Here is a 24468-nt window from a genome sequence, read left to right as displayed (position 1 = left end):
CACGATCCTGAGCGCTGCCGCACCGGGGGACGAGAGACAGAACGGCGGGACGCATGAACGACCACTCCACGCGGGACCGGGCCACGGAGGCCGCCGGCGGGCTAGATCCCCGCCGGTCGGCCGGACGGGTGGTCGCCGTCGACGCAGCCCGCGGCCTGGCGCTCGTGGGCATGACCGCCGTCCACTTCCTGCCGGACGCCTACCCGGACAACAACAGGCCGACGCTGTCGTGGCTGCTCTTCGCCGGGGACTCCGCGGCGCTCTTCGCCCTGCTCGCCGGCGTGGCGCTCGCCCTCGCCTCCGGAGGACGCCGGCCGCGCCGGGGCAGGGATCTCACGGCGGTGCGGGCCGGGACGGCCGTGCGGGCCCTGCTCATCATGCTGGTCGGCCTGACGATCGGGTACCTGATGCCCCCGGAGCCTCCGGCCGTCGGCATCCTCGTCTACTACGGCGCCTTCTTCCTGCTCGCCCTGCCGTTCCTGGGCCTGCGGGCACGGACCCTGCTGGCGTGCTCCGGCGCCTTCCTGGTGCTGGGGCCGCTGCTCATCCACTGGCTCGTCGACCGGGTGCCGGAGCACACGGACGCGAACCCGACGTTCGCGAGCCTGTTCACGGAGCCCGTGGCGGTCTTCTGGCAGCTGCTCGTCACGGGCGCGTACCCGGCGGTGACCTACCTGGCCTATCTGCTGGCGGGCCTGGCCGTGGGCCGGCTCAACCTCAAGAACCTGCACGTCCAGCTCCGGCTCCTGGCGGCCGGGCTCGGTCTCGCGGCCTTCTCTAAGCTCCTCTCCTGGCTGCTCCTCTACGCCGCGGACGGCTACAACGTGCTCCTGTACAGCATCGAGTCCCTGACCCGGGCGGACCTCGAGCACATCCTCGTCTTCGGGGCCGAGGGCGAGCTGCCCACGAACACCCTGTGGTGGCAGGTGATCGCCGCCCCCCACGTCAACACGCCGCTGTCCGTCGCGTGGAGCCTCGGGGTGAGCCTGGCGGCGCTCGCCGCCCTCCTGCTCCTGGAGCGGCAGTTCGCCACGTGGCTGTTGCCGCTGACCGCCATGGGCGCCATGGCCCTCACCCTGTACGTCGCCCAGCTGGTCCTGCTCTCCACCGAGGTGCACTACAGCAGCCCCCTGCTGTGGTTCCTCGCCTGCCTGGTGGTCTCCGCCCTCGTGGCCCTGGCCTGGCGGCACGCCTTCGGCCGAGGCCCCCTGGAGCGGGTCGTATCCGGTGCCGCGCACGCCACCGCCCGCGCCGTCACGGACCGGGCCAAGCCTCGCGATCCCGGGCCGCCGCGCACGCCCCTCGGCTAGCGGCCGACGCGCCCGCCGGCCCGTGCACTGCCGGGCGTCACGCCGGGCGCGGAACCGGTGGCACCGGGCTCTCAACCGCCAGCCCGATCCGTTACCGTGACAGCAGCGCCGCCCGGCGCCGGCAGGCGGATCGCCCGCGTGCCGTGGACCTCAGGAGGAACCATGCCGAAACCCGTCGTCAGCAAGGCCAGCACCGTCTGGAACGGCGATCTCTTCAGCGGCTCGGGAAGCACCCGCATGTCCGGATCGGGCCTGGGCCCGTTCGACGTGGACTGGAAGGCCCGCGCGGAGGAGGGTGCGGGGTCGCGGACGAGCCCCGAGGAGCTCATCGCCTCCGCCCACGCCACCTGCTTCGCCATGGCCCTGTCCAACGGGCTGGCGCAGAACGACACCCCGCCCACCCGCCTGGACACCAGCGCGGAGGTGACGTTCGTCGCCGGTGAGGGCATCACGGGCATCGTGCTCACCGTGCAGGCGGAGGTCGAGGACCTCTCGGCCGAGGACTTCGCGCGCCTGGCCGACGAGGCCAAGGCGAACTGCCCCGTCTCCCAGGCCCTGTCCGTGGACATCACCCTGGACGCCTCCCTGGCCTGAGCGCAGGACCCGCCGGGCCGCGACCGGCCCGGCGGGTCCTCACCCCCGGCGCCGCATGAGAGCAGCACCGGGGTGCTCGCTCCGGGCATCCGTGCGGACGGCGGCGGGCGGACGGATCCGGGCATGCGGATCCCCGGCGTCACCGCGCACGTGCGTGCCCGCAGCGGGCGTACCGCCGGGCCGCCAGCCGTGCGGCGGTGGAGCCGTCAGCGCGGCTGGGCTGGATTGAACGGCGTGCCCTGGGACGGCGGATTGATCGGCGGGCCGGAGGTCTCCGGAGAGACCGGGGACCCCTGGCTGGACGAGGAGACCTCGGGGGCATCGGTGGGGACCGGCCCACTGGGTTCGGCGCCCTGGCGCAGCGCCTCGAGCCGGCGTTCGAGGACCTGGACGACCGGCAGCCGGTCCCCGTGCGCGCGCTCGTAGGCGAGCAGCTGCTGCAGGCCCGACTCGTCGAGACCGGTGATCTTCGAACCGAGCACCCCGACAGGCAGGTGGTCGTAGTCGGGCAGCGGGAGGTCGTCGTGCTGAGGGATGTCGTTCACGTCTGCTCCTTCGGCGGTGGGCGCCGGAGACCCGGCGCCGGGTCCTGCGATGTCCTGCCACGGTAGCAGTCGGAGCCCGGACTGTCAGCGTACTTAGTGGTGGAGGCGCCGGATGGTCGGCGGGGCGCGTCTCCCCCGGGCACGGAGAAGCCCCCGGACCGTCCGGTCCGGGGGGCTTCTGCTGGTGACCCCAGCGGGATTCGAACCCGCGTTACCGCCGTGAGAGGGCGGCGTACTAGGCCGCTATACGATGGGGCCGCGGCTGTCCGGTCGGCGGCCTCCCGCCACCGGACTCGTACACTGTACCAGGTTCCGGGAGGGGCGCCGCACCGCCCGGTGCGGGACCGCGCGGCGCCGGCTCCGCCGAACCCGGACGCGGAAGAACCCCCGGACCGTGCAGTCCGGGGGTTCTTCTCGAGGTGACCCCAGCGGGATTCGAACCCGCGTTACCGCCGTGAGAGGGCGGCGTACTAGGCCGCTATACGATGGGGCCCTACTGATCGAGCGATCAGCGCTGGGATACCAGGACTCGAACCTAGAATGACGGTACCAGAAACCGTAGTGTTGCCAATTACACCATATCCCACTGTCGTCCCCGGTCTCTGCGGTTTCCCGCACCGACCGGCGCAACGCAAGAAAACTATACCGGCCTTCGGCCGGGGCGGCAAATCGGGGTCACCGGCAGTAGCGCTCCTCCAGCTCCCGGTCGATCCCCCGCCGGCAGGCCGCTGCGGCGAGCCCCCGCAGCACGGGCCCCAGCCACCGGTAGATCCCCGGCAGGCCGATGTCGGTCCACTGCATCAGCAGCGCCGTGCGGAGCAGGCTCCTCGGCCTGCCGTCGCGGCGGGTGCGCCCGTCACGGGCGAGGCCGTACAGGGCGACCAGGCCCTTCTCGAGGCAGGCCGGCGCCGGACGCAACTCGACGACGAACCGGGCCGACGCGGCGCTCGGGTTCTTCCACCGGAACAGGTGCTCCTCCGGGATCTCCACCTCGCGGCCGGGACCGAGGTCCCGCACCACGTGCCCCACCTGGACGCGCAGGGTCCCCTCCAGGACCCGCAGGTGCATCCCGATCCGGCGGTGGTAGTGGGCGAGCACCTCCCCTCCGGGCTCCACCTCGACGTGGAGCAGGGCGTGCTCACCGCCTGTCTCGGCACCGGTGCGCAGCCAGGTGATGGTGTCCCGCTGCACCGGGTTGCGGTGCTGCGGGCGGCCGGTGCGCATCCGGGTGATCTCGTCGTCGGTCCGGTCCATGGCCATCGCCCCCTGGGTCCAGGCTACGCCGCCGCGCGCTCCCGCGCGCGCCCGGGCCGCACGACGACGCCGGCCCCGCCCACCGTGTGCGGTGGCCGGGGCCGGTGTCGTCGTGGTGCGGGGCTCAGCCGAGCTGTCCGGCGAGCGCGCGGATCCGGGCGAGGGAGGAGTCCTTGCCGAGGATCTCCAGGGACTCGAACAGCGGCGGCGAGATCCGCCGCCCGGACACGGCGGTGCGGACGGGGCCGAACGCGAGGCGGGGCTTGATGCCCAGCCCGTCGACGATCGCCTCGCGCAGAGCGGTCTCCAGCGCCGGGGCGCGCCAGTCCTCGAGGGGCTCCAGGGCCTCGAGGGCGGCCCGGAGGACGTCGCCGGCGGAGTCCTTGAGCTGCTTGCGGGCGTCGTCGGCGAGCTCGATCTCGTCGTCGGCGGCGAACAGGAACGACAGCAGCTCGGGGGCCTCCCCCAGCAGGTTCATCCGCTCCTGCACCAGCGGGGCGGCCTGGTCGAGGACCGCGGCCTCTCGTTCGGTCAGGGTCTCCCCCAGCACCCCCGCCGTCTGCAGGTAGGGGACGAGGCGGTCGCGGAAGTCGGCGGGCTCGAGCAGGCGCACGTGCGTGCCGTTGATGGCCGTGGCCTTCTTGAGGTCGAAGCGGGCCGGGTTGGCCAGGACGTCGTGGACGTCGAAGTGGGCCACCAGCTGCTCCACGGTGAACACGTCCTCGTCCGCGGACAGGGACCAGCCGAGCAGGGCCAGGTAGTTGAGCAGGCCCTCGGGGACGAAGCCGCTGTCCCTGAGGTGGAACAGGCTGGACTCGGGGTCGCGCTTGGAGAGCTTCTTGTTGCCCTCCCCCATGACGTAGGGCAGGTGCCCGTACTCGGGCACGTACTGCGCGACGCCGATCTCCACCAGCACGCGGAAGAGGGCGATCTGGCGCGGCGTCGAGGAGAGCAGGTCCTCCCCTCGGAGCACGTGGGTGATCTCCATCAGGGCGTCGTCCACCGGGTTGGTGAGGGTGTACAGCGGCTGGCCGTTGGCGCGCACCACGACGTAGTCCGGGATGGACCCGGCCCGGAAGACGATCTCGCCGCGGATCATGTCGTGGACCACGATGTCCTCGTCCGGCATCCGCAGCCGCAGCACCGGCTCCCGGCCCTCGGCCCGGTGGGCCGCGATCTGCTCCTCGGTGAGGTCCCGGTCGTAGTTGTCGTAGCCCAGCTTGGGGTCGCGGCCGGCGGCGCGGTGGCGGGCCTCGACCTCCTCCGGGGTCGAGTAGGCCTCGTAGACGGCCCCGTGCGCCAGCAGCTTCGCGGCGACGTCGCGGTAGATGTCCAGGCGCTGGGACTGCCGGTAGGGGGCGTGCGGACCACCGGTCTCCACACCCTCGTCCCAGTCGATGCCGAGCCAGGCCAGCGCCTCGAGCAGCTGCTGGTAGCTCTCCTCGGAGTCCCGCTGGGTGTCGGTGTCCTCGACGCGGAACACCATGGTCCCGCCGGTGTGGCGGGCGTGGGCCCAGTTGAACAGCGCGGTGCGGATCAGTCCCACGTGCGGGGTGCCGGTCGGGGACGGGCAGAAGCGCACCCGCACGGGCGAAGAGGTGGAGGCGGTGGCCGGGGTGGCGGGCTTTTCGGTCATGGCTCTTTCGGGACGTCGGTGGGTGCGTGGATGGGTGGGCGAGGCGTGCGGCCGCGGGCGTCAGCGGCGCAGGACGGTGGGCAGGACGCCGATGCCCTCGACCTCGACCTCGATGCGGTCGCCCTCGTCGACGATGCCGACGCCGGCGGGGGTGCCCGTGAGGATCACGTCGCCGGGCAGCAGGGTGAACGCCTGGGAGACGTAGGAGACGAGGAACGGGACGTCGAAGACCATGTCCCGGGTGCTGCCGTCCTGCTTGGTCTCCCCGTTGACGCGGCTGCGCACGGCCAGTGCGGAGGTGTCGAGGTCGGTCTCGATCCAGGGTCCCAGCGGGCAGGCGCCGTCGAAGCCCTTGGCGCGGGCCCACTGGTTGTCGGTGCGCTGCACGTCGCGGCCGGTGAGGTCGTTGGCGGCGGTGTAGCCGAAGACCACCTCGGGCACGCGCTCCACGGGCACGTCCTTGCACATCCGCCCGATCACCACGGCGAGCTCCGCCTCGTAGGAGACCTCCTCGGTCCACGGGGGCAGGGTCACCGGGTCGCCGGGGCCGGCCACGGAGGTGTTGGGCTTGAAGAACAGCATCGGCGAGGTGGGCAGCTCGTTGCCCAGCTCCGCGGCGTGGTCGGCGTAGTTGCGCCCGACGCACACGATCTTGGAGCGCGGGATCACCGGGGCCAGGAGGCGGACGTCGGCGAGCTCGTGGCGCTGCTCCGTGGGGTGGATCCCGGTGTAGAACGGGTCGCCCGCGAGGACGGTGACCGTCTCGGCGCCGGGCGCGCCCTGGACCGCGCCGAAGTGGATCTCGTTGTCGACGGTGAACCTGGCAATTCGCATGGCCCCAGGCTATCCCACGGCCCGCGGGGCGGCGCGCGGCCCCCTCGGCCGGTCACCGAGGGGGCCGGGGGTCTCAGACCAGGCGGGTGAGCCAGCCGTGGGGATCCTCCGCGCGGCCGGTCTGGATGTCCAGCAGCTGCTTGCGGATGTCCATGGTGACGGCCCCGGGCCGGGCGCCCTCCTCGCCGATGGTCCCCTCCGCGGAGAGGAGCCGGCCGATGGGCGTGATCACGGCCGCGGTCCCGCAGGCGAAGGCCTCGGTGACCTCGCCCGACCGCCAGCCCTCCCGCCACTCCTCGAGGGTGAAGCGGCGCTCCTCGACGGTCATCCCGCGGTCGCGCGCGAGCTGGATGATCGAGGTGCGGGTGACGCCCTCCAGGATGGTCCCGGTGAGCTCGGGGGTGACCAGCGTGTCCTCCCCGAGGACGAAGAACACGTTCATCCCGCCCAGCTCCTCGACGGCGTCCCCGCGGTCCCGGTCCAGGAACATCACCTGCTGGCAGCCGTGGGACTCGCCCTCGATCTGGGCGACCAGCGAGGCCGCGTAGTTGCCGCCGCACTTGGCCGCCCCGGTGCCGCCGCGCCCGGCGCGGGCGTAGTCGCGGGAGAGCCAGATGTCGACCGGCTTCACGGGCCCGCCGAAGTAGTTGCCGGCCGGGGAGGCGATCACCGAGTACAGCACCTGCCGGGACGGGCGCACGCCCAGGAACGCCTCGGTGGCGATCATGAACGGACGCAGGTACAGGGACTCGCCCTCCCCGTCCGGCACCCACTGCTCGTCCACGGCGACGAGCTCGCGCAGGGAGTCCAGGAACATCTCCTCGGGCAGCTCCGGCAGCGCCAGCCGGCGGGCCGAGCGGTTGAGCCGGGCCGCGTTGGCCTCGGGCCGGAACGTCCACACGGAGCCGTCCGCGTGCCGATAGGCCTTCAGCCCCTCGAAGATCTCCTGGCCGTAGTGGAGCACCGCGGCGGCGGGGTCGAGCACCAGCGGCCCGTACGGCTCGATCCGCGGGTCGCTCCAGCTCCCCGTGCCCGCGACGACGTCGCCGAACCAGTCGATCTTCACCATGTGGTCCGAGAAGTTCGTGCCGAAGCCCGGGTCGGCGAGGATGGCCGCGCGCACCTCCTCCGGGACCGGGTCCCGGGTCAGGTGGTGGGCGAAGGTGGTGGGCTGAGTGGTCACTGCGTCTCCCTGCGGGGTCGACCCCGTGGCGACCGGCACGCGGGGCGGGCGGATGGTTCGTGCCCCAGCCTATCCCCGGAGCACGCGGGCGGGGCGGCTCAGGCCAGCGCGGCGAGCACGCCGTCGCCCACCTGGGCGGTGCTGCGCGTCTCGGTCCCGTGCGCGGCGAGGTCCTGCTGCACGGCGGCCTCGATCCGGGCGGCCTGCTCCGGGAGGCCGAGGTGCTCGAGCATCATGGCGGTCGCCAGGATCGCCGCGACCGGGTTCGCCAGCTGCCGCCCGGCGATGTCCGGCGCGGAACCGTGCACCGGCTCGAACATCGACGGCGCGGTGCGGTCCGCGTTGATGTTGCCCGCCGGGGCCAGGCCGATGCCGCCGGTGACCGCGCCGGCCAGGTCGGTGAGGATGTCGCCGAAGAGGTTGTCGGTGACGATCACGTCGAAGCGCGCCGGGTCGGTGGTGAGGAAGATGGTCGCCGCGTCCACGTGCAGGTAGTCGACCGCGACCTCCGGGAACCCGGCGCCGATCTCCTCGACCAACCGGGAGTAGAGCCGCCCCGCGTTGACCAGGACGTTGTGCTTGTGCACCAGGGTGAGCTTCTTGCGCTCGCGCCGGGCGGCCAGCTCGAACGCGTAGCGCACCAGCCGGCGCACGCCGTGGGCGGTGTTGAGCGAGACCTCGGTGGCGATCTCGGCGTCGGTGCCGGGGCGCAGCACCCCGCCGTTGCCGGCGTAGGGGCCCTCGGTGCCCTCGCGGACCACCACGAAGTCGATGTCCCCAGGCCGGGCGAGCGGGCTGGTGGTGCCCGGGTAGAGCCGGGAGGGGCGCAGGTTCACGTAGTGGTCCAGGGCGAAGCGCATCCGCAGCAGCACGTCCCGCTCGATGACCCCGGAGGGCACCCGGCGGTCGCCGGGGGCGGCGCCCACCGCGCCGAAGAGGATGGCGTCGTGGCCGCGCAGCTCCTCCAGCGTCTGCTCGGTGAGAGTCTCCCCCGTCTCCAGCCAGTGCTGGGCGCCGAGACCGAACCGACGCTTGTCCACGCGGACGCCGGCGGCGGAGGTCACGGCGTCGAGGACCCTCTCCGCCTCGGCCACCACCTCCGGGCCGATGCCGTCGCCGGGGACGACGGCGATGCTCAGGTGGGCGGGGGCTGCTGCGGGAGTCGGCTCGCTCATGCCCTCAGGATAGGAGCGCCGTGGCGCGTGCTTCCACGCTCCGGACGGACGTCTCACATGCCGGACGGCCGCGAGGGTTCAGGCCTGCAGGGCCGCCGGCTCCTCGTAGCGGGGGAACACCGGCGCCGGGGCGGGCAGCGGGGTGCCGGGGACCAGCGGCGCGCCCAGGGCGGTGAAGAGCCGGGCGTCGCCCTCGGCCTGGCCGAGCACGTCGAGCAGCCGGCCGGCCGCCTCCGGCATCACCGGCTGCACGAGCAGCCCCACCGTGCGCACGACCTCGAGGGTCACCCACAGCACCGTGGCCATCCGCTGCGGGTCGGTCTTGCGCAGCTTCCACGGCTCCCGGGCGGTGAAGTAGCGGTTGGTCTCGGCGACGACCCGCCAGACGAGCTCCAGGGCCCGGTGGAACTGCTGCTCGTCGAACTCCGCGCGCACCGGCTCGTAGAGGCCGGCCGCGGCGTCGAGCATCGCCCGGTCCTCGGCCGTGAGCTCCCCCGGGGCCGGGACCCGGCCCTCGCAGTTCTTCGCGACCATCGACAGCGAGCGCTGGGCCAGGTTGCCGAGGTCGTTGGCGAGGTCGGAGTTGATGCGGTTGCGGATCGCGTCGTGCGAGTAGCTGCCGTCCTGGCCGAAGGGCACCTCGCGCAGCAGGAAGAAGCGCAGCTGGTCCAGCCCGTACTCGGCGACCAGGGCGTGCGGGTCGATCACGTTGCCCACGGACTTGGACATCTTCTCGCCCTGGTTGAACAGGAACCCGTGGGCGAAGACCCGCTCGGGCAGGGGCAGCCCGGCCGACATCAGGAACGCCGGCCAGTACACCGCGTGGAAGCGGGCGATGTCCTTGCCGATCACGTGCGCGTCGGCCGGCCAGTAGCGCCGGAAGAGCTCCGAGTCGGTGTCCGGGAAGCCGACCCCGGTGAGGTAGTTGGTCAGTGCGTCCACCCACACGTACATCACGTGGTCCGGGTCGCCGGGCACGGGCACGCCCCAGTCGAAGGTGGTGCGGGAGATCGAGAGGTCCTCCAGGCCCGAGCGGACGAAGGAGGCGACCTCGTTGCGGCGGGTCTCCGGGAACACGAAGCCCTGCTGCTCGTAGAGGGCCAGGAGCCGGTCCTGGTAGGCGGAGAGCCGGAAGAAGTAGGACTCCTCCTCCGTCCAGGTGACCTCCGTGCCGGTGCCGAGCGAGTAGCGCAGCCCGTCCTCGCGCAGCTCGGTCTCGTCCTCGGCGTAGAACGCCTCGTCGCGCACCGAGTACCAGCCGGCGTACTTGCCGAGGTAGACGTCCCCGGCCTCCTCCATGCGCCGCCAGATGGCCGCCGAGGCCGCGTAGTGGTCGGGGTCCGTGGTGCGGATGAAGCGGTCGTAGGAGATGTTCAGGGCGTCGTCCATCGCCCGGAAGCGCTCCGCGTTGCGGTCGGCGAGCTCCCGGGGGGTCAGCCCCTCCTTCTCCGCGGTCTGCTGCATCTTCTGCCCGTGCTCGTCGGTGCCGGTCAGGAAGCGGACGTCGAAACCGTCCAGCCGCTTGAACCGGGCCATGACGTCGGTCGCGATCACCTCGTAGGCGTGCCCGATGTGCGGGGTGCCGTTGGGGTACGCGATGGCCGTGGTGATGTAGTACGGGGTGCGGTCGGAGGAAGTCACGGTTTCCACTCTACCGACCGCGCCGGGGCTGCGGCGCCCGTTCGCGGGTGCCACGATGGGCGGGACAGCCGGCACCGATCCCTCAGGAGGCCACCGTGCGCAGCGAGCTCTTCGCCCAGGACAACTTCGAACGCCAGAGCCAGGAGCGCTGGACCCTGCAGTCCTCCCGGATGCTCCGGGTGGGCCTGGGCCCGGACGTCGTCGCCACGAAGGGCGCCATGGTCGCCTACCAGGGGCGGATGGGCTTCCGGCACGAGGGCTCGGGCTCGATCGGCAAGCTGATGAAGAAGGTGCTGACCAGCGAGGACGCGCCCATGATGCGCGTCTCGGGCGAGGGCGAGGTGTTCTTCGCCCGGCAGGCGCGCACCGTGTTCACGGTGCTGCTGGAGGGCGAGGGGATGACGGTCAGCAGCTCCTCCCTGCTGGCCTTCGACGACACCCTGTCCTGGGACATCCGGCGCGTGGGCGGGGCCGGGATGATGGCGGGCGGGCTGTTCAACCTGGAGCTCTCCGGCCACGGGGTGCTCGCCCTGTGCTCCGACGGGGCGCCGATGATCCTGGACTGCGCGAGCCAGCCCACGTACGTGGACCCGCAGGCGGCCGTGGCGTGGTCGGCCAACCTGGTCCCGGGGATCCAGAACGACCTGTCGATGGGCTCCCTCCTCCGCGGCGGCTCGGGCGAGTCCTTCCAGCTGGCCTTCTCGGGCCCCGGCTTCGTCATCGTCCAGCCCTCGGAGGGCGTCCCGGTGGTGCGGCAGGGCTGAGCCGCCGCCGGGAGCCGGGGTCGCCCAGCCGCCCCCGGGTGAGGCCGACGACGATCAGCGCGGCCCCGGCGTAGGTGCCGAACAGCACGAGGTCCACCACGTCCAGCAGCCCGGTGTGCACGGGGTCCGCGGCGAGCAGGACGAGGTGGTCCTGGGACGGGGTGAAGCTCGCGTGCAGCAGGACGCAGAGCAGCACGCTGCGGGTGCGGTTGTAGAGCGGCGTGTAGAAGAACGCCAGGACGAAGGGCACCGCGAAGCCCAGCGGTCCGTAGAGCGGCACGTGCCACACCCCCCACAGCAGGCCCAGCAGCGCCGTGGCGCGCAGCGGCCCCAGCCGGGCCTGCAGCCGCGGCAGCGCGAACCCGCGCCACCCCGGCTCCTCGAGGCCGCCCCCGAGGACGGCCACGAAGGCGAAGCCCGCCAGGTAGGCGGGGGCGCGGGCGAGGGCCAGGGACCAGTCGACCTCCCGGCCCAGCGCCACGAGCACCAGGTTGACGACGGCGTACAGCAGCGCGGGCAGCCCCAGCGCCCAGGCCCACCAGCGGACGGGGACCCGCCACCGCACGATCGCCCGGGCCCAGGGCCGCAGCGGCTCCCCCGCCAGCCGGGTGGCCGCGGCCGCCGCCAGCAACGGGCCGAAGCCGCCGAGCAGGAGCAGGACCGTGCCGCCGGCCCCGAGCAGCAGGGGCGCCCACCACGTCCAGGACCAGGCGTAGGCCAGCGCGAAGTAGACCACGAGCTGGTGGCGCCCGGCCCAGCTCCGCACGCCGCCGCCGGGCGACCGCTCGCGTGTCCCGACGTCCGCCATGCGGACCACCCCCGATCGTGGCGGCTGCCTCCGCCCTCAGGGTACGGCTCCGGACACGGCGAGGGGCCGCGTCCGCACGGGATGCTCGGCGCATGACGTGCGGACGCGGCCCCTCGGCCGGTGCCCCCGCCGCCGTCGTGGGCGGCGGGGCGGGTGCGGATCAGCGGGCCGCGGTGCCCTCCACGTAGTCGGCGTCCGGGGAGGTCCAGGCGAAGAGCTTGCGCAGCTCGCGGCCGGTGACCTCGATCGGGTGGGTCTCCTCCTTCTCGCGCAGCTTCTTGAACTCGGGGCCGCCCTGGTCCTGGTCCTCGATGAAGCGCTTGGCGAAGGTGCCGTCCTGGATGTCGGCGAGCACGGCCTTCATGTTCTCCTTCACCGCGGGGTTGATCACGCGGGGGCCGGAGACGTAGTCGCCGTACTCGGCGGTGTCGGAGATGGACCAGCGCTGCTTGGCGATGCCGCCCTCGACCATGAGGTCCACGATGAGCTTGAGCTCGTGCAGGACCTCGAAGTAGGCGATCTCCGGCTGGTAGCCGGCCTCGGTGAGGGTCTCGAACCCGTACTGGACGAGGTGGGACACGCCGCCGCACAGCACGGCCTGCTCGCCGAAAAGGTCGGACTCGGTCTCCTCGGTGAAGGTGGTCCTGATGACGCCGGCGCGGGTGCCGCCGATGGCCTTGGCGTAGGACAGGCCCAGCTCGAGGGCCGCGCCGGAGGCGTCCTTCTCGACGGCCACGAGGGCGGGGACGGCGCGGCCGGCCTCGAACTCGCGGCGCACGGTGTGGCCCGGCCCCTTCGGCGCCACCATGACGACGTCGACGCCCTCGGGGGCCTCGATGTAGCCGTAGCGGATGTTGAAGCCGTGGGCGAAGAACAGGGCGTCGCCGTCCTTCAGGTTCGGGGCGATCGACTCGGCGTAGACGTGGCGCTGGACCTGGTCCGGGGTGAGGATCATGATGACGTCGGCTTCCTCGACGGCGTCCGCGACGGTGAGGACGCGCAGCCCCTCGGCCTCTGCCTTCGCGCGGGACTTCGAGCCCTCGGCGAGGCCGATCCGGACGTCCACGCCGGAGTCGCGCAGGTTCAGCGCGTGGGCGTGGCCCTGGGAGCCGTAGCCGATGACGGCGACGGAGCGGTCCTGGATGATCGACAGGTCGGCGTCGTCGTCGTAGAAGATCTCTGCCATGGGGGTGTCTCCTTGAAGCATGGATGGGCGCGGCGGAACCCGCCGCGAGGTGGTTGGGGTGTCTGTGGGCCGGCGCCCGGGGCACCGCCGCCCGGGGGCGTCAGTGGCGCAGGGCGCGGTCGCTCATCGACTTGGGACCACGTCCGAGGGCCAGCGTACCGGCCCGGACGATCTCCCGGACGCCGAACGGCTCCAGGATGTCGAGCAGCGCCCGGAGCTTGTCCGGGGCGCCGGTGGCCTCGATGACGAGCGACTCGGTGGAGACGTCGACAACGGTGGCCCGGAACAGGTCTGCGGCTTGGGTGACCTGCAGACGGGTCGCGGCATCGGCGCGCACCTTGACCATGATGTGGTCACGCTGCACCGACGAGTCGGTGGTGAGCTCGACGATCTTGATGACGTTGATCAGCTTGTTCAGCTGCTTCGTCACCTGCTCGAGCAGCTCGCCCTCGGCGTCCACCACCACGGTGATGCGGGAGACGCCGTCGAGCTCCGTGGGTCCCACGGCGAGCGAGTCGATGTTGAAGGCGCGGCGGGCGAACAGCCCGGCCACGCGGGTGAGCACGCCGGGCTTGTCCTCGACCAGCACGGAGAGGGTGTGTCGGCTCATGGTCAGTCCTCCTCGTCCCAGTCGGGAGTCATGTTGCGGGCGATCTGGATCTGGTCGTTGGACACGCCGGCGGGCACCATCGGCCACACCATCGCGTCGGCGGAGACCACGAAGTCGATCACCACGGGGCGGTCGTTGATCTCGAGGGCCTGGCGGATGACGTCGTCCACGTCCTCGTCCCGGGTGCAGCGCAGGGCGGCGCACCCGTAGGCCTCGGCGAGCTTGACGAAGTCGGGCACCATGATGCTGTCGTGGCCGGTGTTCAGGTCGGTGTTGGAGTACCGGCCGTCGTAGAACAGGGTCTGCCACTGGCGCACCATGCCCAGCGAGGAGTTGTTGATCACGGCCACCTTGATCGGGATGTTGTTGATCGTGCAGGTGGCGAGCTCCTGGTTGGTCATCTGGAAGCAGCCGTCGCCGTCGATCGCCCACACCACGCGGTCCGGCTGGGAGACCTTCGCGCCCATCGCGGCGGGCACGGCGAAGCCCATGGTGCCCAGGCCGGCGGAGTTCAGCCACTGGCGGGGCCGCTCGTAGCGCACGAAGTGGGAGCTCCACATCTGGTGCTGGCCCACGCCCGACGCGTAGACGGCCTCGGGGCCGGTCAGGGCGGAGATCCGCTCGATCACGTGCTGCGGAGAGCCCAGCCCGTCGGCGGGCTTCGGGTAGCCGAGCGGATAGGTGGCCTGCAGGCCGCTCAGCGTGGTCCACCATGCGGAGAGGTCCGGCGCGCCGCCGCGCTCGAACTCCTGGCGCACGGCACCGACCAGGTCCGGGATGATCTCCTTGACGTCGCCCACGATCGGGACGTCGGCGGTGCGGTTCTTGGAGATCTCGGCGGGGTCGATGTCCGCGTGGATGATCCGGGCGGTGGGGGCGAAGGTCTCCAGGTGACCGGTGACCCGGTCGTCGAAGCGCGCGCCCAGCGTCACCAGCAGGTCGGCCTGCTGCATCGCGTACACGGCCGGGACGGTGCCGTGCATCCCGGGCATGCCGAGGTTCTGCTCGTGGGAGTCGGGGAACACCCCGCGCGCGGTCAGCGTGGTCACCACCGGGGCGCCGGTGAGCTCCGCCAGCTCGGCGAGCTCGGCCGCCGCGTCGGCGCGCATCGTCCCGCCGCCCACGTAGAGCACCGGGCGCTGGGCGGCCGCGACGAGCTTGGCGGCCTCCCGCACCTGCTTGGCGTGCCCTCGGGTGACGGGGCGGTAGCCGGGCAGGTCCATCCGCGGCGGCCAGGAGAACGTCATGGTGTCCTGCTGGGCGTCCTTGGCGATGTCCACGAGCACGGGACCGGGCCGGCCGGTCGAGGCGAGGTGGAAGGCCTCGGCGAGCACCCGCGGGATCTCCTCCGCCTGCGTCACCAGGTAGGAGTGCTTGGTGATCGGCATCGTCATCCCCACGATGTCGGCCTCCTGGAAGGCGTCGGAGCCGATGACCTTCGAGGACACCTGCCCGGTGATGGCGACCATGGGGATGGAGTCCATGTGCGCGTCCGCGATCGCCGTGACGAGGTTCGTCGCCCCGGGGCCGGAGGTCGCGATGCACACGCCCACCCGCCCGGAGGCCAGGGCGTAGCCCTCGGCGGCGTGGCCGGCGCCCTGCTCGTGCCGGACCAGGATGTGGTTGATCTTGTCGGTGTCCATCAGCGGGTCGTAGGTCGGCAGGATGGCGCCGCCGGGCAGGCCGAACACGTCGGTCACCCCGAGCTCCTCCAGGGACCGGATGACGGCCTGGGAACCGGTCATCTGCATGGGCGGCACGGTGTTGCCGGGCCCGTGGACGGCCGGGGCGGCCGGGACGACGTGCTCGCGGGCGCCCGGAGGCCGGTGGTCGGCGGCGGTGTCCACCCGCTTGGTGGCCATCAGCGCCGGGCTGATCGGCTGTCCCTTGCTCATGTCACTGTCCTTCTGGTGTCGGTGGTTCTGTTCCGGCTCCTGCGGTCGCGTCCCCGATGGCGCCGGGCAAGAAAAAGGGCCCTCGCTGCACCGGGTGGTGCGACAGGGCCCGTGCGCTCGACCGGTCGTCGGCTCAGGCCCCGCGTCCGACGAGGACGCGTACCGTGAGCTGGACGACACCGTGGCTGAGTTGCATGGCTCCATGCTCTGCCGCCCGCCCGGGCGTGTCAATCTTCGGACGGCTCGTCCCACCATGTGAGACAGCGCACGCCGGGGCGCTCGCCGCGCGCCCGCGACAGCCCCGGCGGGGCCGCCCTCCTGCCGCCGGAGCAGCGGCCGGCTCCGCACCGCGTGCCGGCCGCACGCGCCGTGCGGCGGATCCGGTACGGCCCGCGGCGGCCCGGGCGAAATGGACAAGCCGCCGTGAGGTGGTAGAGTACTTTCTCGTTGCGAGGCGGAGCACGGCGTGAGCCGGCCGGTCCGATTCGGCCCACGGGCCGGGTCGTGCTACTGTTTCTGCCGCAGCACCACGCGCCCCTAGCTCAATTGGCAGAGCAATTGACTCTTAATCAATGGGTTCTCGGTTCGAGTCCGAGGGGGCGCACCACAGCAGAGGCCCTGCCGCGTCAGCACGCGGCAGGGCCTCTCGTCGTTCCCGGGACCGTGCACCGCGCCGGGACCGGACGCTGCCCATCTCTCCGACCCGGGGCGCTTGCCGGCCCCCAGGCCGGGCGCGCCGGTCCGGACACGACAGCGCCCGGGGCCACGACCGTGCCCCGGGCGTCCTCGGCGCGGCCCTGCCCTCGTGGCCGCGCGCGGCGGTGCGAAAGCCGCGTCGCCCCGCCTCCCGGCCGGTGGGCCGCGGGCGGCGCCGACCGGCTCAGGGCGTGGTGTCGCCCTGGGCCACGGTCTCGCGCTCCACCGCGTCGTCCACCTCGATCTCCTGGGCGGCCGGGGGCGCACCGGCGGAACCGGCGTCGGTGACGGTTCCGTCGGGCTCCACCCGCAGCTTCCAGCGGGCGCCGCCGAGGGTGGTGATGATGTCGGCCAGGGTGCGGCGCAGGCTCTCGTCGGTGAGCAGGCCGTCCCCCACCAGGTCGTCCTCGAGCTGCGTGGCGGCCTCGAGGATGCGCTGCCCCTCCGGGGTGATCGACACCAGGTGGCTGCGGCGGTCCCGCACGTTCTTCGAGCGGGTGACGTGCCCGTGCAGCTCGAGCCGGTGCAGCGTCTTGCCCATGGTCTGCGCCTGCACCCGGACGCGGTGCGCCAGCTGGGCCTGCGTCATGCTCCCCGCGGTCTGCAGCACGTCGAGGGCCATGACGCCCGCATGGGTGACGCCGAGCGTGGCCAGGCGCTCGTTCCAGGCGTGCTCCACGAGACGTGCCGCCGTGGAGAGCAGTCTGTTGGTGGGCCATTGAGTGGTGAAAGGCATGAAAAGCAGTCTACCGACCCGGAACGCCGATTACAGCATCATGCTAAGCAAACTTATGAGCATTTCGCCGCGCGTGGACACCGGGGGGCCTCGGGGTGCCGCCCACTGACCCGTCCAGCGGCCCCCCGGGAACCGCCGGTAGTCTTCGTGGTCCGGGCACCGCCCGCACAGCACAGCACAGCACAGCACGACAGCATGGAGGAACCGTTCATGGCGGCACGTCTCGAACCCGGCCGGAAGGCCCCCGACTTCACCCTGCCCGACGCGCAGGGCCGGCCCGTCTCGCTCGCCGACCACCGCGGGCGCCGCGTGGTCGTCTACTTCTACCCCAAGGCCTCCACGCCCGGCTGCACCACGCAGGCGTGCGACTTCCGCGACAGCCTGGAGCGCTTCGCCGCGGACGGCTTCGCCGTCGTCGGCATCTCCCCCGACGGCCCGGAGGCGCTGGCCCGGTTCGCCGACGCCGAGGCCCTGACGTTCCCCCTGCTCTCCGATGCCGACCACCGGGTCGCCGAGGCGTACGGGGCCTGGGGCGAGAAGAAGAACTACGGCAAGACCTACGAGGGTCTCGTGCGCTCGACCGTGGTGGTCGGCCCGGAGGGGGACGTGGAGCTCGCGCAGTACAACGTCCGTGCGACGGGACACGTGGCGAAGCTGCGCCGGGACCTCGGGCTCGACGCCTGACGCTAGGATGAACGGGGGCCCGGACGGGCCCCTCGGCGCGAGTGGTGGAACTGGCAGACACGCAGGATTTAGGTTCCTGTGCCCTGACCGGCGTGCGGGTTCGAGTCCCGCCTCGCGCACCCCACGGCCCCGCCCGGGCCCGAGCACGACCCGGCCGACGACGATCAGCACGGCGGCCTCCACGACCACGACCACCCCGCCGGCCGGTCCGGCCGGCCACGAAGGACCCATGGCGACCAGGCGAGTTCCCCGCACCGCGGCCGCCCTCGCGCTCTGCGCGGGGCTGCTCGCCGTGAGCGCGTGCGCACCCGGCGACGGCTCGCCCGCCCCCACGGCCTCCCGCTCGGTGCCGCAGGCCACGTTCGTCTTCGCCAACGCGGCGGCGGCGCCCACCCTGGACCCGGCGGTGGTCAGCACCGTGGAGACCTCGCGGATCGCGGCCCAGATGCTGGAGGGCCTGGTACGGGCGGACCCGTCGACGGGCGAGCCCGTGCCGGCGCTCGCCACGTCCTGGCAGCGCTCGGCGGACGGGCTGACCTACACCTTCGAGCTGCGCGACGGGGTGCGCTTCCACGACGGCACCGTCCTGGACGCGGAGGCGGTCTGCGCGAACTTCGAGCGCTGGGAGTCCCTGGCCGCCGCCGGGCAGCGGACCTCCTTCGCGACGGTCTTCCGCGCCGCCGACGGCGGGACGCTGTACGAGGGCTGCACCGTGGAATCGCCCTCCTCCCTGGAGCTGTCCCTGGCCGCCGCCCGCACGCCCGTGCTGCGGGCGCTGACGCAGCCGGCCTTCGGCATCGCCTCCCCGGAGGCCCTGGCGGCCGGCACCCAGGAGACCCACCCCGTGGGGACCGGCCCGTTCCGCTACGAGTCCGGGGACGGCACCCGCGTGGTGCTCCGGGCCGATCCCGGCTACTGGGGGGAGCTCGGGGACATCGGCACCCTCGAGTTCCGCACCGTAGCCGAGCCCGAGCTGCGCTACGTCGCCCTGCGCCTGGGCCAGGTGGACGGCTACGACCAGGTGGGCCTGGACTCCTTCGCCCCGCTGGCCCGGGAGGGCGTCCAGGTCTTCCAGCGTGACCCGTACTCGGTCTCCTACCTCGGCATCAACCAGAGCGTGCCCCCGCTCGACGACCCGGAGGTGCGGGAGGCGATCGCCGCCGCGGTGGACCGGGGCGCCATAGTGCGCGAGCACTATCCCGACGGCACCCGGGTCGCCGACCAGTTCCTCCCGGCCCGCTTCGCGATGGACGGGACGGACCTGCAGGTGCCCTCCTACAACCCGCAGCGGGCGCGGGAGCTGCTCGCACAGTCCTCCTACGACGGGGAGCCGCTGCGCTTCTACTACCCGCGCCACACGTCCCGCACGTACATGCAGGAGCCCGAGAAGGTCTACGCCGACATCGCGGCCCAGCTGGTCCGGGCGGGCTTCGTGATCGAGCCCGTGCCGGTGGACTGGACGGACGGGTACGTCCAGCAGGTCCAGGACCCGGACGGCGACCACGCCCTGCACCTGCTGGGCTGGAACGGCGGCTACCGGGATCCGGACTACTTCATGGGGGCGCTCTTCGGCGGGCCCAGCGGCGAGTTCGGGATCGACAACGCCTCGCTGTTCCGGGCGGTCGACCGCGCGGCGGCCCTGCCCGACGGCGAGGAGCGCACCCGCGCCTACGCGTCGATCAACGACCGCCTCTCCCGTCTGCTGCCGGCCGTCCCGCTGGCCCACCCGATCTCGGCCGTGGCCGTCGACGACTCCGTCACGTCGTTCCCGCTGACCTCCACCGGCTACGAGGAGTTCAACCGGGTCCGCCTCGACCCCGCGCGCTGAGCCCGGCCGCCGACCGCCCGGTGCCATTCGGGAATCGTCCGGGCGTGGCGTTAGTCTGAGTCCCGACCACTCACCGGCGCAGCGTCAGCGCCGGGCGTTCTACGGGAGCATCGACTGTGACATCACCTCAGGCAACGGAATCGACCGACGTCCTCCTGATCGGGGGCGGCGTCATGAGCGCCACCCTCGGCGTGTTCCTCAAGGAGCTCGAGCCGCAGTGGGACATCACGCTGCTGGAGCGCCTGGACCAGGTGGGCGCGGAGAGCTCCAACGTCTGGAACAACGCCGGCACGGGCCACTCCGCGCTGTGCGAGCTGAACTACGCCCCGCAGGCCGCCGACGGCTCGGTGAACCCGGCCAAGTCGCTGAGCATCAACGAGCAGTTCCAGCTCTCCCGCCAGTTCTGGGCCTCCCTCGTGTCCGAGGGCAAGCTGCAGGACCCGCGCACCTTCATCAACCCCGTGCCGCACATGTCCCTGGTCTTCGGCGACGCCCACAGCGACTACCTGCGGCGCCGCTACGAGGCGCTGAAGCCGAACAAGCTCTTCGAGCGCATGGAGTACACCGAGGACCGGGACAGGATCGCCGGCTGGGCGCCCCTGACCATGCACGGCCGGGGCGCCGGGCGGGTGGCCGCCTCCTGGTCCCCGGAGGGCACCGACGTCGACTTCGGCGAGCTGACCCGGCAGCAGGTCGCCCACCTGCAGGCCCGGGGCGGCGAGGTCCGCTACGGCCAGCAGGTCGTGGACCTCGACCGGCAGAGCGACGGCACGTGGGTGGCCGAGGTCAAGAACCGGCTCAACGCCGAGGGCCACCGCCTGATCCGGGCCAAGTTCGTCTTCGTGGGCGCCGGCGGCGGCGCCCTGCCGCTGCTGCAGAAGTCCGGCATCCGCGAGGCCAAGGGCTACGGCGGTTTCCCGGTCTCGGGCCTGTGGCTGCGCAACACCGACGAGAACGTGGCCTCCCAGCACAACGCCAAGGTCTACGGCCAGGCCTCCGTGGGGGCTCCCCCCATGTCCGTGCCGCACCTGGACACCCGGTACGAGCACGGCCGGCGCGCCCTGCTCTTCGGCCCCTACGGCGGCTTCAAGCCCAACTTCCTCAAGCAGGGCTCGTTCCTCGACCTGCCGCTGTCCGTGCGCCCGCACAACCTCTACCCCATGACCCGTGCCGGCCTGGCGAACCTGGACCTCGTGAAGTACCTGCTGAGCGAGCTGGCCAAGACCAAGGGGCAGCGCGTCGAGGCGCTGCAGCAGTTCTACCCGACCGCCGACGGCTCCCAGTGGGAGCTCGTCGAGGCCGGCCAGCGGGTGCAGGTGATGAAGCGGGACAAGGAGAAGGGCGGCGTGCTGCAGTTCGGCACCGAGCTCATCACCGCCGCCGACGGCTCCATCGCCGGCCTGCTGGGGGCGTCCCCGGGTGCCTCCACGGCCGTGCCCATCATGCTCAACCTGCTGGCCAAGTCCTTCCCGGGGCGGATCTCCGGGTGGGAGGGCCGCCTGAAGGAGCTGATCCCCTCCTACGGCGTCACCCTCAACGACCACCCGCAGCTCGCGGACGAGGTCATGGGCCGCACCGCCCAGGTGCTCGGCATCGGCTGACCCCGCGCCGGCCCGGCACGCACGCCGCGGGCCCCGGACCCGCCGGTCCGGGGCTCGCGGCGTGCCCACCCCCGCCCGGTGCCGGCACGGACGGTCCCGGCCCCCTGTCGGATTCCGGCGGTACGCTGAGGAGCGCCCGCTCCCGGCCTCCCCGGGGCGCCCTCGACCGTCCCTCCCCTAGGAGCACGCGTGTTTCTCCTCGCCCGCGCCTCAATGGCCAACCGCGCCCTGATCGTGCTCATCACGGTCTTCGTGGCCGTTTTCGGCGTGCTCAGCATGCGCTCCATGAAGCAGGAGCTCATCCCCTCCCTGGAGATCCCCGTGATCAGCGTGGTCTCGGTGATGCCGGGGTCCTCGGCCGAGGTGGTCGACGAGCAGGTGGGCCGGCCGCTGGAGCGCGCCCTGAACATCGTGGAGGGCCTGGAGAGCTCCACGTCCACCTCGCGCAGCGGGCTGTCCGAGATCCAGCTCGGCTTCGAGTACGGCACCGACCTGGACCGGGCCCGCAACCAGGTGGAGCGGGCCGTGTCCAACGTCGAGACGCAGCTGCCGGAGGACGTCGAGCCCACCGCCTTCGCCGGGTCCGTCGCGGACTTCCCTATCGTCTTCCTCGCCGTGTCCTCCGACGAGGCGCTCAGCCCGCTGGCCGCGGACCTGGAGCGGCTCACGGTCCCGGACCTGCAGAAGATCGACGGCGTGCGCTCGGCCGAGGTCAGCGGGGCCCCGGAGCAGGTCGTGTCGATCCTGCCGGACCAGGCGCAGCTCGCCCGCGCCGGGGCCACTCCCGCCGACCTCCGCACCGCACTGGAGGAGAGCGGTGGGCTCGTGCCGGTGGGCACGGTCGAGGACGGCGCCACGAGCGTCCCCGTCCAGGCCGGCTCCCCGCTGGACTCCCTCGAGGCCGTGCGCAACGTCCCCCTCCCCCGCTCCGAGGACACCCCCGAGGACGCCTCCGGTGCCGCCGGGACGACCACCATCGGCGAGGTGGCCACCGTGCAGCTCGCCGACCAGGAGCAGACCTCGATCACGCGCACCAACGGTGAGCCGACCCTCGCCGTGTCCGTCACGAAGACCCCGGACGGGGACACCGTGGGGATCTCCCGGGCCGTCGAGGAGATGGTTCCCCGGCTCGAGGAGGACCTGGGCAACGGCGCCCGGATCACGACCGTCTTCGACCAGGCACCCTACATCGAGCAGTCCATCGAGGACCTCACCGTGGAGGGCCTCCTGGGCCTGGCCTTCGCCGTCCTCGTCATCCTGGTGTTCCTGGCGTCCCTGCGCTCGACCCTGGTCACGGCGATCTCCATCCCGCTGTCCCTGTTGGCCACGTTCATCGGCATCAGCGCCCTGGGCTACTCGCTCAACCTCCTGACCCTCGCCGCGATCACGCTGTCCGTGGGACGTGTGGTGGACGACTCCATCGTGGTGATCGAGAACATCAAGCGCCACTACGGGACGGTGGACCTGCGCACGGACCCCGCCAACGCGAAGCGCCGGGCCATCCTCACCGCGGTGCGCGAGGTCTCCGGGGCGATCACCGCCTCGACGCTGATCACCGTGGCGGTGTTCGTGCCGATCGCCTTCGTGGGCGACGTGACGGGTGAGCTGTTCCGGCCGTTCGCGCTCACCACGACCATCGCCCTGCTGTCCTCCCTGGTGGTGTCCCTGACGATCGTGCCGGTCCTGGCGTACTGGTTCCTGCGCGATCCGCGCCTGGCCCGGCGCCGCTCCCGCACGGCTTCCGCCCGGACGGCGCCCTGGTCGTCCACCGGCGCCGAGGCGCCCACCCGTCTGGCCCGCGGCTACCTCCCGGTGCTGCGCGGCACCCAGCGGCACCCGTGGGCGACGGTCGGGGTGAGCGTGCTGGTCCTCGCGGGCACGGCCGCCCTGCTGCCGGTGCTGCCCACGAACCTGCTGGGGGACACGGGACAGAACACCATGACGATCGAGCAGGACCTCCCGGCCGGGACCGCCCTGGCCGTGACCTCCGAGCAGGCGTCCCGCGCCGAGGAGGTGCTCGCCTCGACCGAGGGCATCGAGGACGTCCAGGTCACCATGGGCACCGGCGGCGGCTTCTCCGCGTTCATGCCCGGCAGCGGAAGCAACAGCGCCACCTTCTCCGTGACGACGGACGCCGAGGTCGACCAGCAGCAGCTGCGCAGGAGCGTGGGCGAGCAGCTGGACGCCCTGGACGGCGCCGGCGACTTCTCCGTGCAGGGGGCCCAGGGGTTCACCAGCAGCGACGTGGAGATCACCGTCAGCGCCCCGGACCAGGACACGCTGGTCACGGCGGACGGCGCCGTCGTGGAGGCCATGCGCGGGCTCGACTCCGCCGGGCAGGTGACGAGCAACCTGGCCGCGACCCAGCCCACCGTGGTCGTGACCGTCGACCGGGCCGCCGCGGCCGAGCGCGGGCTGACCGAGGAGCAGGTCACCGGGGCGCTGGCAGGAACGGTCAACCCGGTCCCGGCCGGGTCCATCGACCTGGACGCCGACTCCGTGGCCGTGACCATCGGCGAGGGCCGCGCCGTGGAGGACGTCGAGGCCCTGCGCGCCCTTCCGGTGCCCACGGCCGGCGGAGTGGCGCGCCTGGACGACCTGGCCGATGTCGAGGAGACGCTCACCGTCGAGACCATCACCTCGAGCCGCGACCAGCGCACCGCGACCGTGGCCGTCACCCCGGCGGGCGACGACCTCGGCGCCACGAGCGCCGCGGTCCAGGAGGCCCTCGCCGGACTCGACCTCCCGCAGGGCGCGGCCGCCGAGCTCGGCGGTGCCGCGACGGAGCAGCAGACGACCTTCCGCCAGCTGGGCCTCGCGGTGCTCGCGGCCATCGCCATCGTCTACGTGGTCCTGGTGGCGACGTTCAAGTCCCTGGTCCAGCCGCTGATCCTGCTGGTCTCGATCCCCTTCGCGGCCACGGGCGCGGTGCTCGCGCTGCTCGTCTCCGCGGTGCCCCTGGGCCTGGCCTCCCTCGTGGGCGTGCTCATGCTGGTGGGGATCGTGGTGACCAACGCGGTCGTGCTGATCGACCTCATCAACCAGTACCGGGGGCGGGAGCACGGCATGGCGCTGGAGGACGCCATCGAGCGCGGCGCGACCCGCCGCCTGCGGCCCATCGTGATGACCGCACTGGCCACCATCCTGGCGATGACGCCCATGGCGCTCGGGGTCACGGGGCAGGGCAGCTTCATCTCCCAGCCCCTGGCCGTGGTGGTCATCGGCGGGCTCATCTCCTCGACCCTGCTGACCCTGGTGCTGGTCCCGGTGCTCTACCGGCTCGTGGAGGCCCGCAGGGAGGAGCGCCACCGCCGCCGGGAGGAGCGGATCGCGGCGCTGGCCGACGCGTGACACCTGCGCTCTTTCGTGGACATTTGCGTTAGGGAATGCTGGTGTCCACACAGAGCCTGCGCGGTCGGCCGAGAAGGCACCGGCCACATCCGGCCTGGTCAGGGCGGGGTGCGAGGGTGCTGCCCGGGTGGGCCCCA

At 72.5% G+C, this 24468-nt stretch carries 19 protein-coding genes and 5 tRNA genes; 9 read left to right on the top strand and 15 right to left on the bottom strand.

Annotated elements, in window-relative coordinates:
* Positions 1–53 precede the first annotated feature (53 nt).
* Complete coding sequence (locus tag PU704_RS03300; protein ID WP_277550116.1) at positions 54–1310, top strand: heparan-alpha-glucosaminide N-acetyltransferase domain-containing protein; 1257 nt, start codon at positions 54–56, stop codon at positions 1308–1310.
* A 162-nt stretch (positions 1311–1472) separates the two neighbouring features.
* Positions 1473–1904 (top strand): OsmC family peroxiredoxin, encoded by a 432-nt coding sequence (locus PU704_RS03295; protein ID WP_277550115.1) that lies wholly within the window; start codon positions 1473–1475, stop codon positions 1902–1904.
* Between the two features lie 206 nt (positions 1905–2110).
* Here PU704_RS03295 and PU704_RS03290 read toward each other — a convergent pair whose 3' ends face one another.
* From PU704_RS03290 to metG, 10 genes are all read right to left on the bottom strand, one after another.
* Positions 2111–2449, bottom strand: a complete 339-nt coding sequence (locus tag PU704_RS03290; protein ID WP_277550114.1) for a DUF8129 domain-containing protein — start codon at positions 2447–2449, stop codon at positions 2111–2113.
* A 182-nt stretch (positions 2450–2631) separates the two neighbouring features.
* Positions 2632–2707 (bottom strand) — tRNA-Glu (locus PU704_RS03285).
* 162 nt (positions 2708–2869) lie between these two features.
* Positions 2870–2942: transfer RNA gene (locus PU704_RS03280), tRNA-Glu, on the bottom strand.
* Positions 2943–2963: 21 nt separating this feature from the next.
* A tRNA-Gln gene (locus PU704_RS03275) sits at positions 2964–3035 on the bottom strand.
* 89 nt (positions 3036–3124) lie between these two features.
* Positions 3125–3703, bottom strand: a complete 579-nt coding sequence (locus PU704_RS03270) for a cupin domain-containing protein (protein ID WP_277550113.1) — start codon at positions 3701–3703, stop codon at positions 3125–3127.
* 124 nt (positions 3704–3827) lie between these two features.
* Positions 3828–5339 carry a glutamate--tRNA ligase gene (gene gltX, locus PU704_RS03265; protein WP_277550112.1) on the bottom strand — a complete coding sequence of 504 codons (1512 nt, stop codon included), beginning with the start codon at positions 5337–5339 and terminating at the stop codon, positions 3828–3830.
* A gap of 60 nt (positions 5340–5399) precedes the next feature.
* Positions 5400–6173, bottom strand: coding sequence for a fumarylacetoacetate hydrolase family protein (locus PU704_RS03260; protein WP_277550110.1), 774 nt, complete (start codon positions 6171–6173; stop codon positions 5400–5402).
* Positions 6174–6246: 73 nt separating this feature from the next.
* A complete protein-coding gene (locus tag PU704_RS03255) occupies positions 6247–7356 on the bottom strand; it encodes a branched-chain amino acid aminotransferase (RefSeq protein WP_277550109.1) in 1110 nt (369 codons plus the stop codon).
* A 98-nt stretch (positions 7357–7454) separates the two neighbouring features.
* Positions 7455–8531: a 3-isopropylmalate dehydrogenase gene (locus PU704_RS03250; RefSeq protein ID WP_075871536.1), complete on the bottom strand. Its 1077-nt coding sequence runs from the start codon at positions 8529–8531 to the stop codon at positions 7455–7457.
* A 78-nt stretch (positions 8532–8609) separates the two neighbouring features.
* On the bottom strand, positions 8610–10172 hold the full coding sequence (metG, locus tag PU704_RS03245; RefSeq protein WP_277550108.1) for a methionine--tRNA ligase: 1563 nt from the start codon (positions 10170–10172) through the stop codon (positions 8610–8612).
* Positions 10173–10267: 95 nt separating this feature from the next.
* Here metG and PU704_RS03240 point away from each other — a divergent pair, with 95 nt between their 5' ends.
* Complete coding sequence (locus PU704_RS03240; protein WP_047804521.1) at positions 10268–10936, top strand: AIM24 family protein; 669 nt, start codon at positions 10268–10270, stop codon at positions 10934–10936.
* Here the strand turns inward: PU704_RS03240 and PU704_RS03235 are convergent.
* From PU704_RS03235 to PU704_RS03220, 4 genes are all read right to left on the bottom strand, one after another.
* Positions 10890–11744: a CPBP family intramembrane glutamic endopeptidase gene (locus PU704_RS03235; RefSeq protein ID WP_277550106.1), complete on the bottom strand. Its 855-nt coding sequence runs from the start codon at positions 11742–11744 to the stop codon at positions 10890–10892. The two genes, PU704_RS03240 and PU704_RS03235, sit on opposite strands and share 47 nt — an antisense overlap.
* A 160-nt stretch (positions 11745–11904) precedes the next feature.
* The gene (gene ilvC / locus PU704_RS03230) at positions 11905–12930 is read right to left on the bottom strand and encodes a ketol-acid reductoisomerase (RefSeq protein WP_277550105.1); all 1026 of its coding nucleotides are present in this window, start codon (positions 12928–12930) and stop codon (positions 11905–11907) included.
* A 100-nt stretch (positions 12931–13030) separates the two neighbouring features.
* On the bottom strand, positions 13031–13540 hold the full coding sequence (ilvN, locus tag PU704_RS03225; protein WP_062734729.1) for an acetolactate synthase small subunit: 510 nt from the start codon (positions 13538–13540) through the stop codon (positions 13031–13033).
* 2 nt (positions 13541–13542) lie between these two features.
* Complete coding sequence (locus tag PU704_RS03220; protein ID WP_277550104.1) at positions 13543–15435, bottom strand: acetolactate synthase large subunit; 1893 nt, start codon at positions 15433–15435, stop codon at positions 13543–13545.
* Between the two features lie 531 nt (positions 15436–15966).
* Here PU704_RS03220 and PU704_RS03215 point away from each other — a divergent pair.
* Positions 15967–16042 (top strand) — tRNA-Lys (locus PU704_RS03215).
* Positions 16043–16315: 273 nt separating this feature from the next.
* Here PU704_RS03215 and PU704_RS03210 read toward each other — a convergent pair.
* Positions 16316–16867 carry a MarR family winged helix-turn-helix transcriptional regulator gene (locus PU704_RS03210; RefSeq protein ID WP_277550103.1) on the bottom strand — a complete coding sequence of 184 codons (552 nt, stop codon included), beginning with the start codon at positions 16865–16867 and terminating at the stop codon, positions 16316–16318.
* Positions 16868–17077: 210 nt separating this feature from the next.
* Here PU704_RS03210 and bcp point away from each other — a divergent pair, with 210 nt between their 5' ends.
* The 5 genes from bcp to PU704_RS03185 all read left to right on the top strand — a co-directional run bounded on the left by bcp (position 17078) and on the right by PU704_RS03185 (position 24331).
* Complete coding sequence (gene bcp / locus PU704_RS03205; protein ID WP_047804517.1) at positions 17078–17551, top strand: thioredoxin-dependent thiol peroxidase; 474 nt, start codon at positions 17078–17080, stop codon at positions 17549–17551.
* Between the two features lie 35 nt (positions 17552–17586).
* Positions 17587–17670: transfer RNA gene (locus PU704_RS03200), tRNA-Leu, on the top strand.
* A gap of 110 nt (positions 17671–17780) precedes the next feature.
* A complete protein-coding gene (locus PU704_RS03195; protein WP_277550102.1) occupies positions 17781–19379 on the top strand; it encodes an ABC transporter substrate-binding protein in 1599 nt (532 codons plus the stop codon).
* A 116-nt stretch (positions 19380–19495) separates the two neighbouring features.
* Positions 19496–20980, top strand: coding sequence for a malate:quinone oxidoreductase (locus PU704_RS03190; protein WP_075871532.1), 1485 nt, complete (start codon positions 19496–19498; stop codon positions 20978–20980).
* Positions 20981–21169: 189 nt separating this feature from the next.
* Positions 21170–24331, top strand: a complete 3162-nt coding sequence (locus PU704_RS03185; protein WP_277550100.1) for an efflux RND transporter permease subunit — start codon at positions 21170–21172, stop codon at positions 24329–24331.
* The last annotated feature ends 137 nt before the right edge of the window (positions 24332–24468 follow it).

Source organism: Kocuria oceani (assembly GCF_029524215.1).
GTDB classification, from domain to species: Bacteria; Actinomycetota; Actinomycetes; order Actinomycetales; family Micrococcaceae; genus Kocuria; species Kocuria oceani.
The sequence above is the reverse complement of the archived record's forward strand: the minus strand, read 5'-3'. Positions and strand labels throughout refer to the sequence as shown.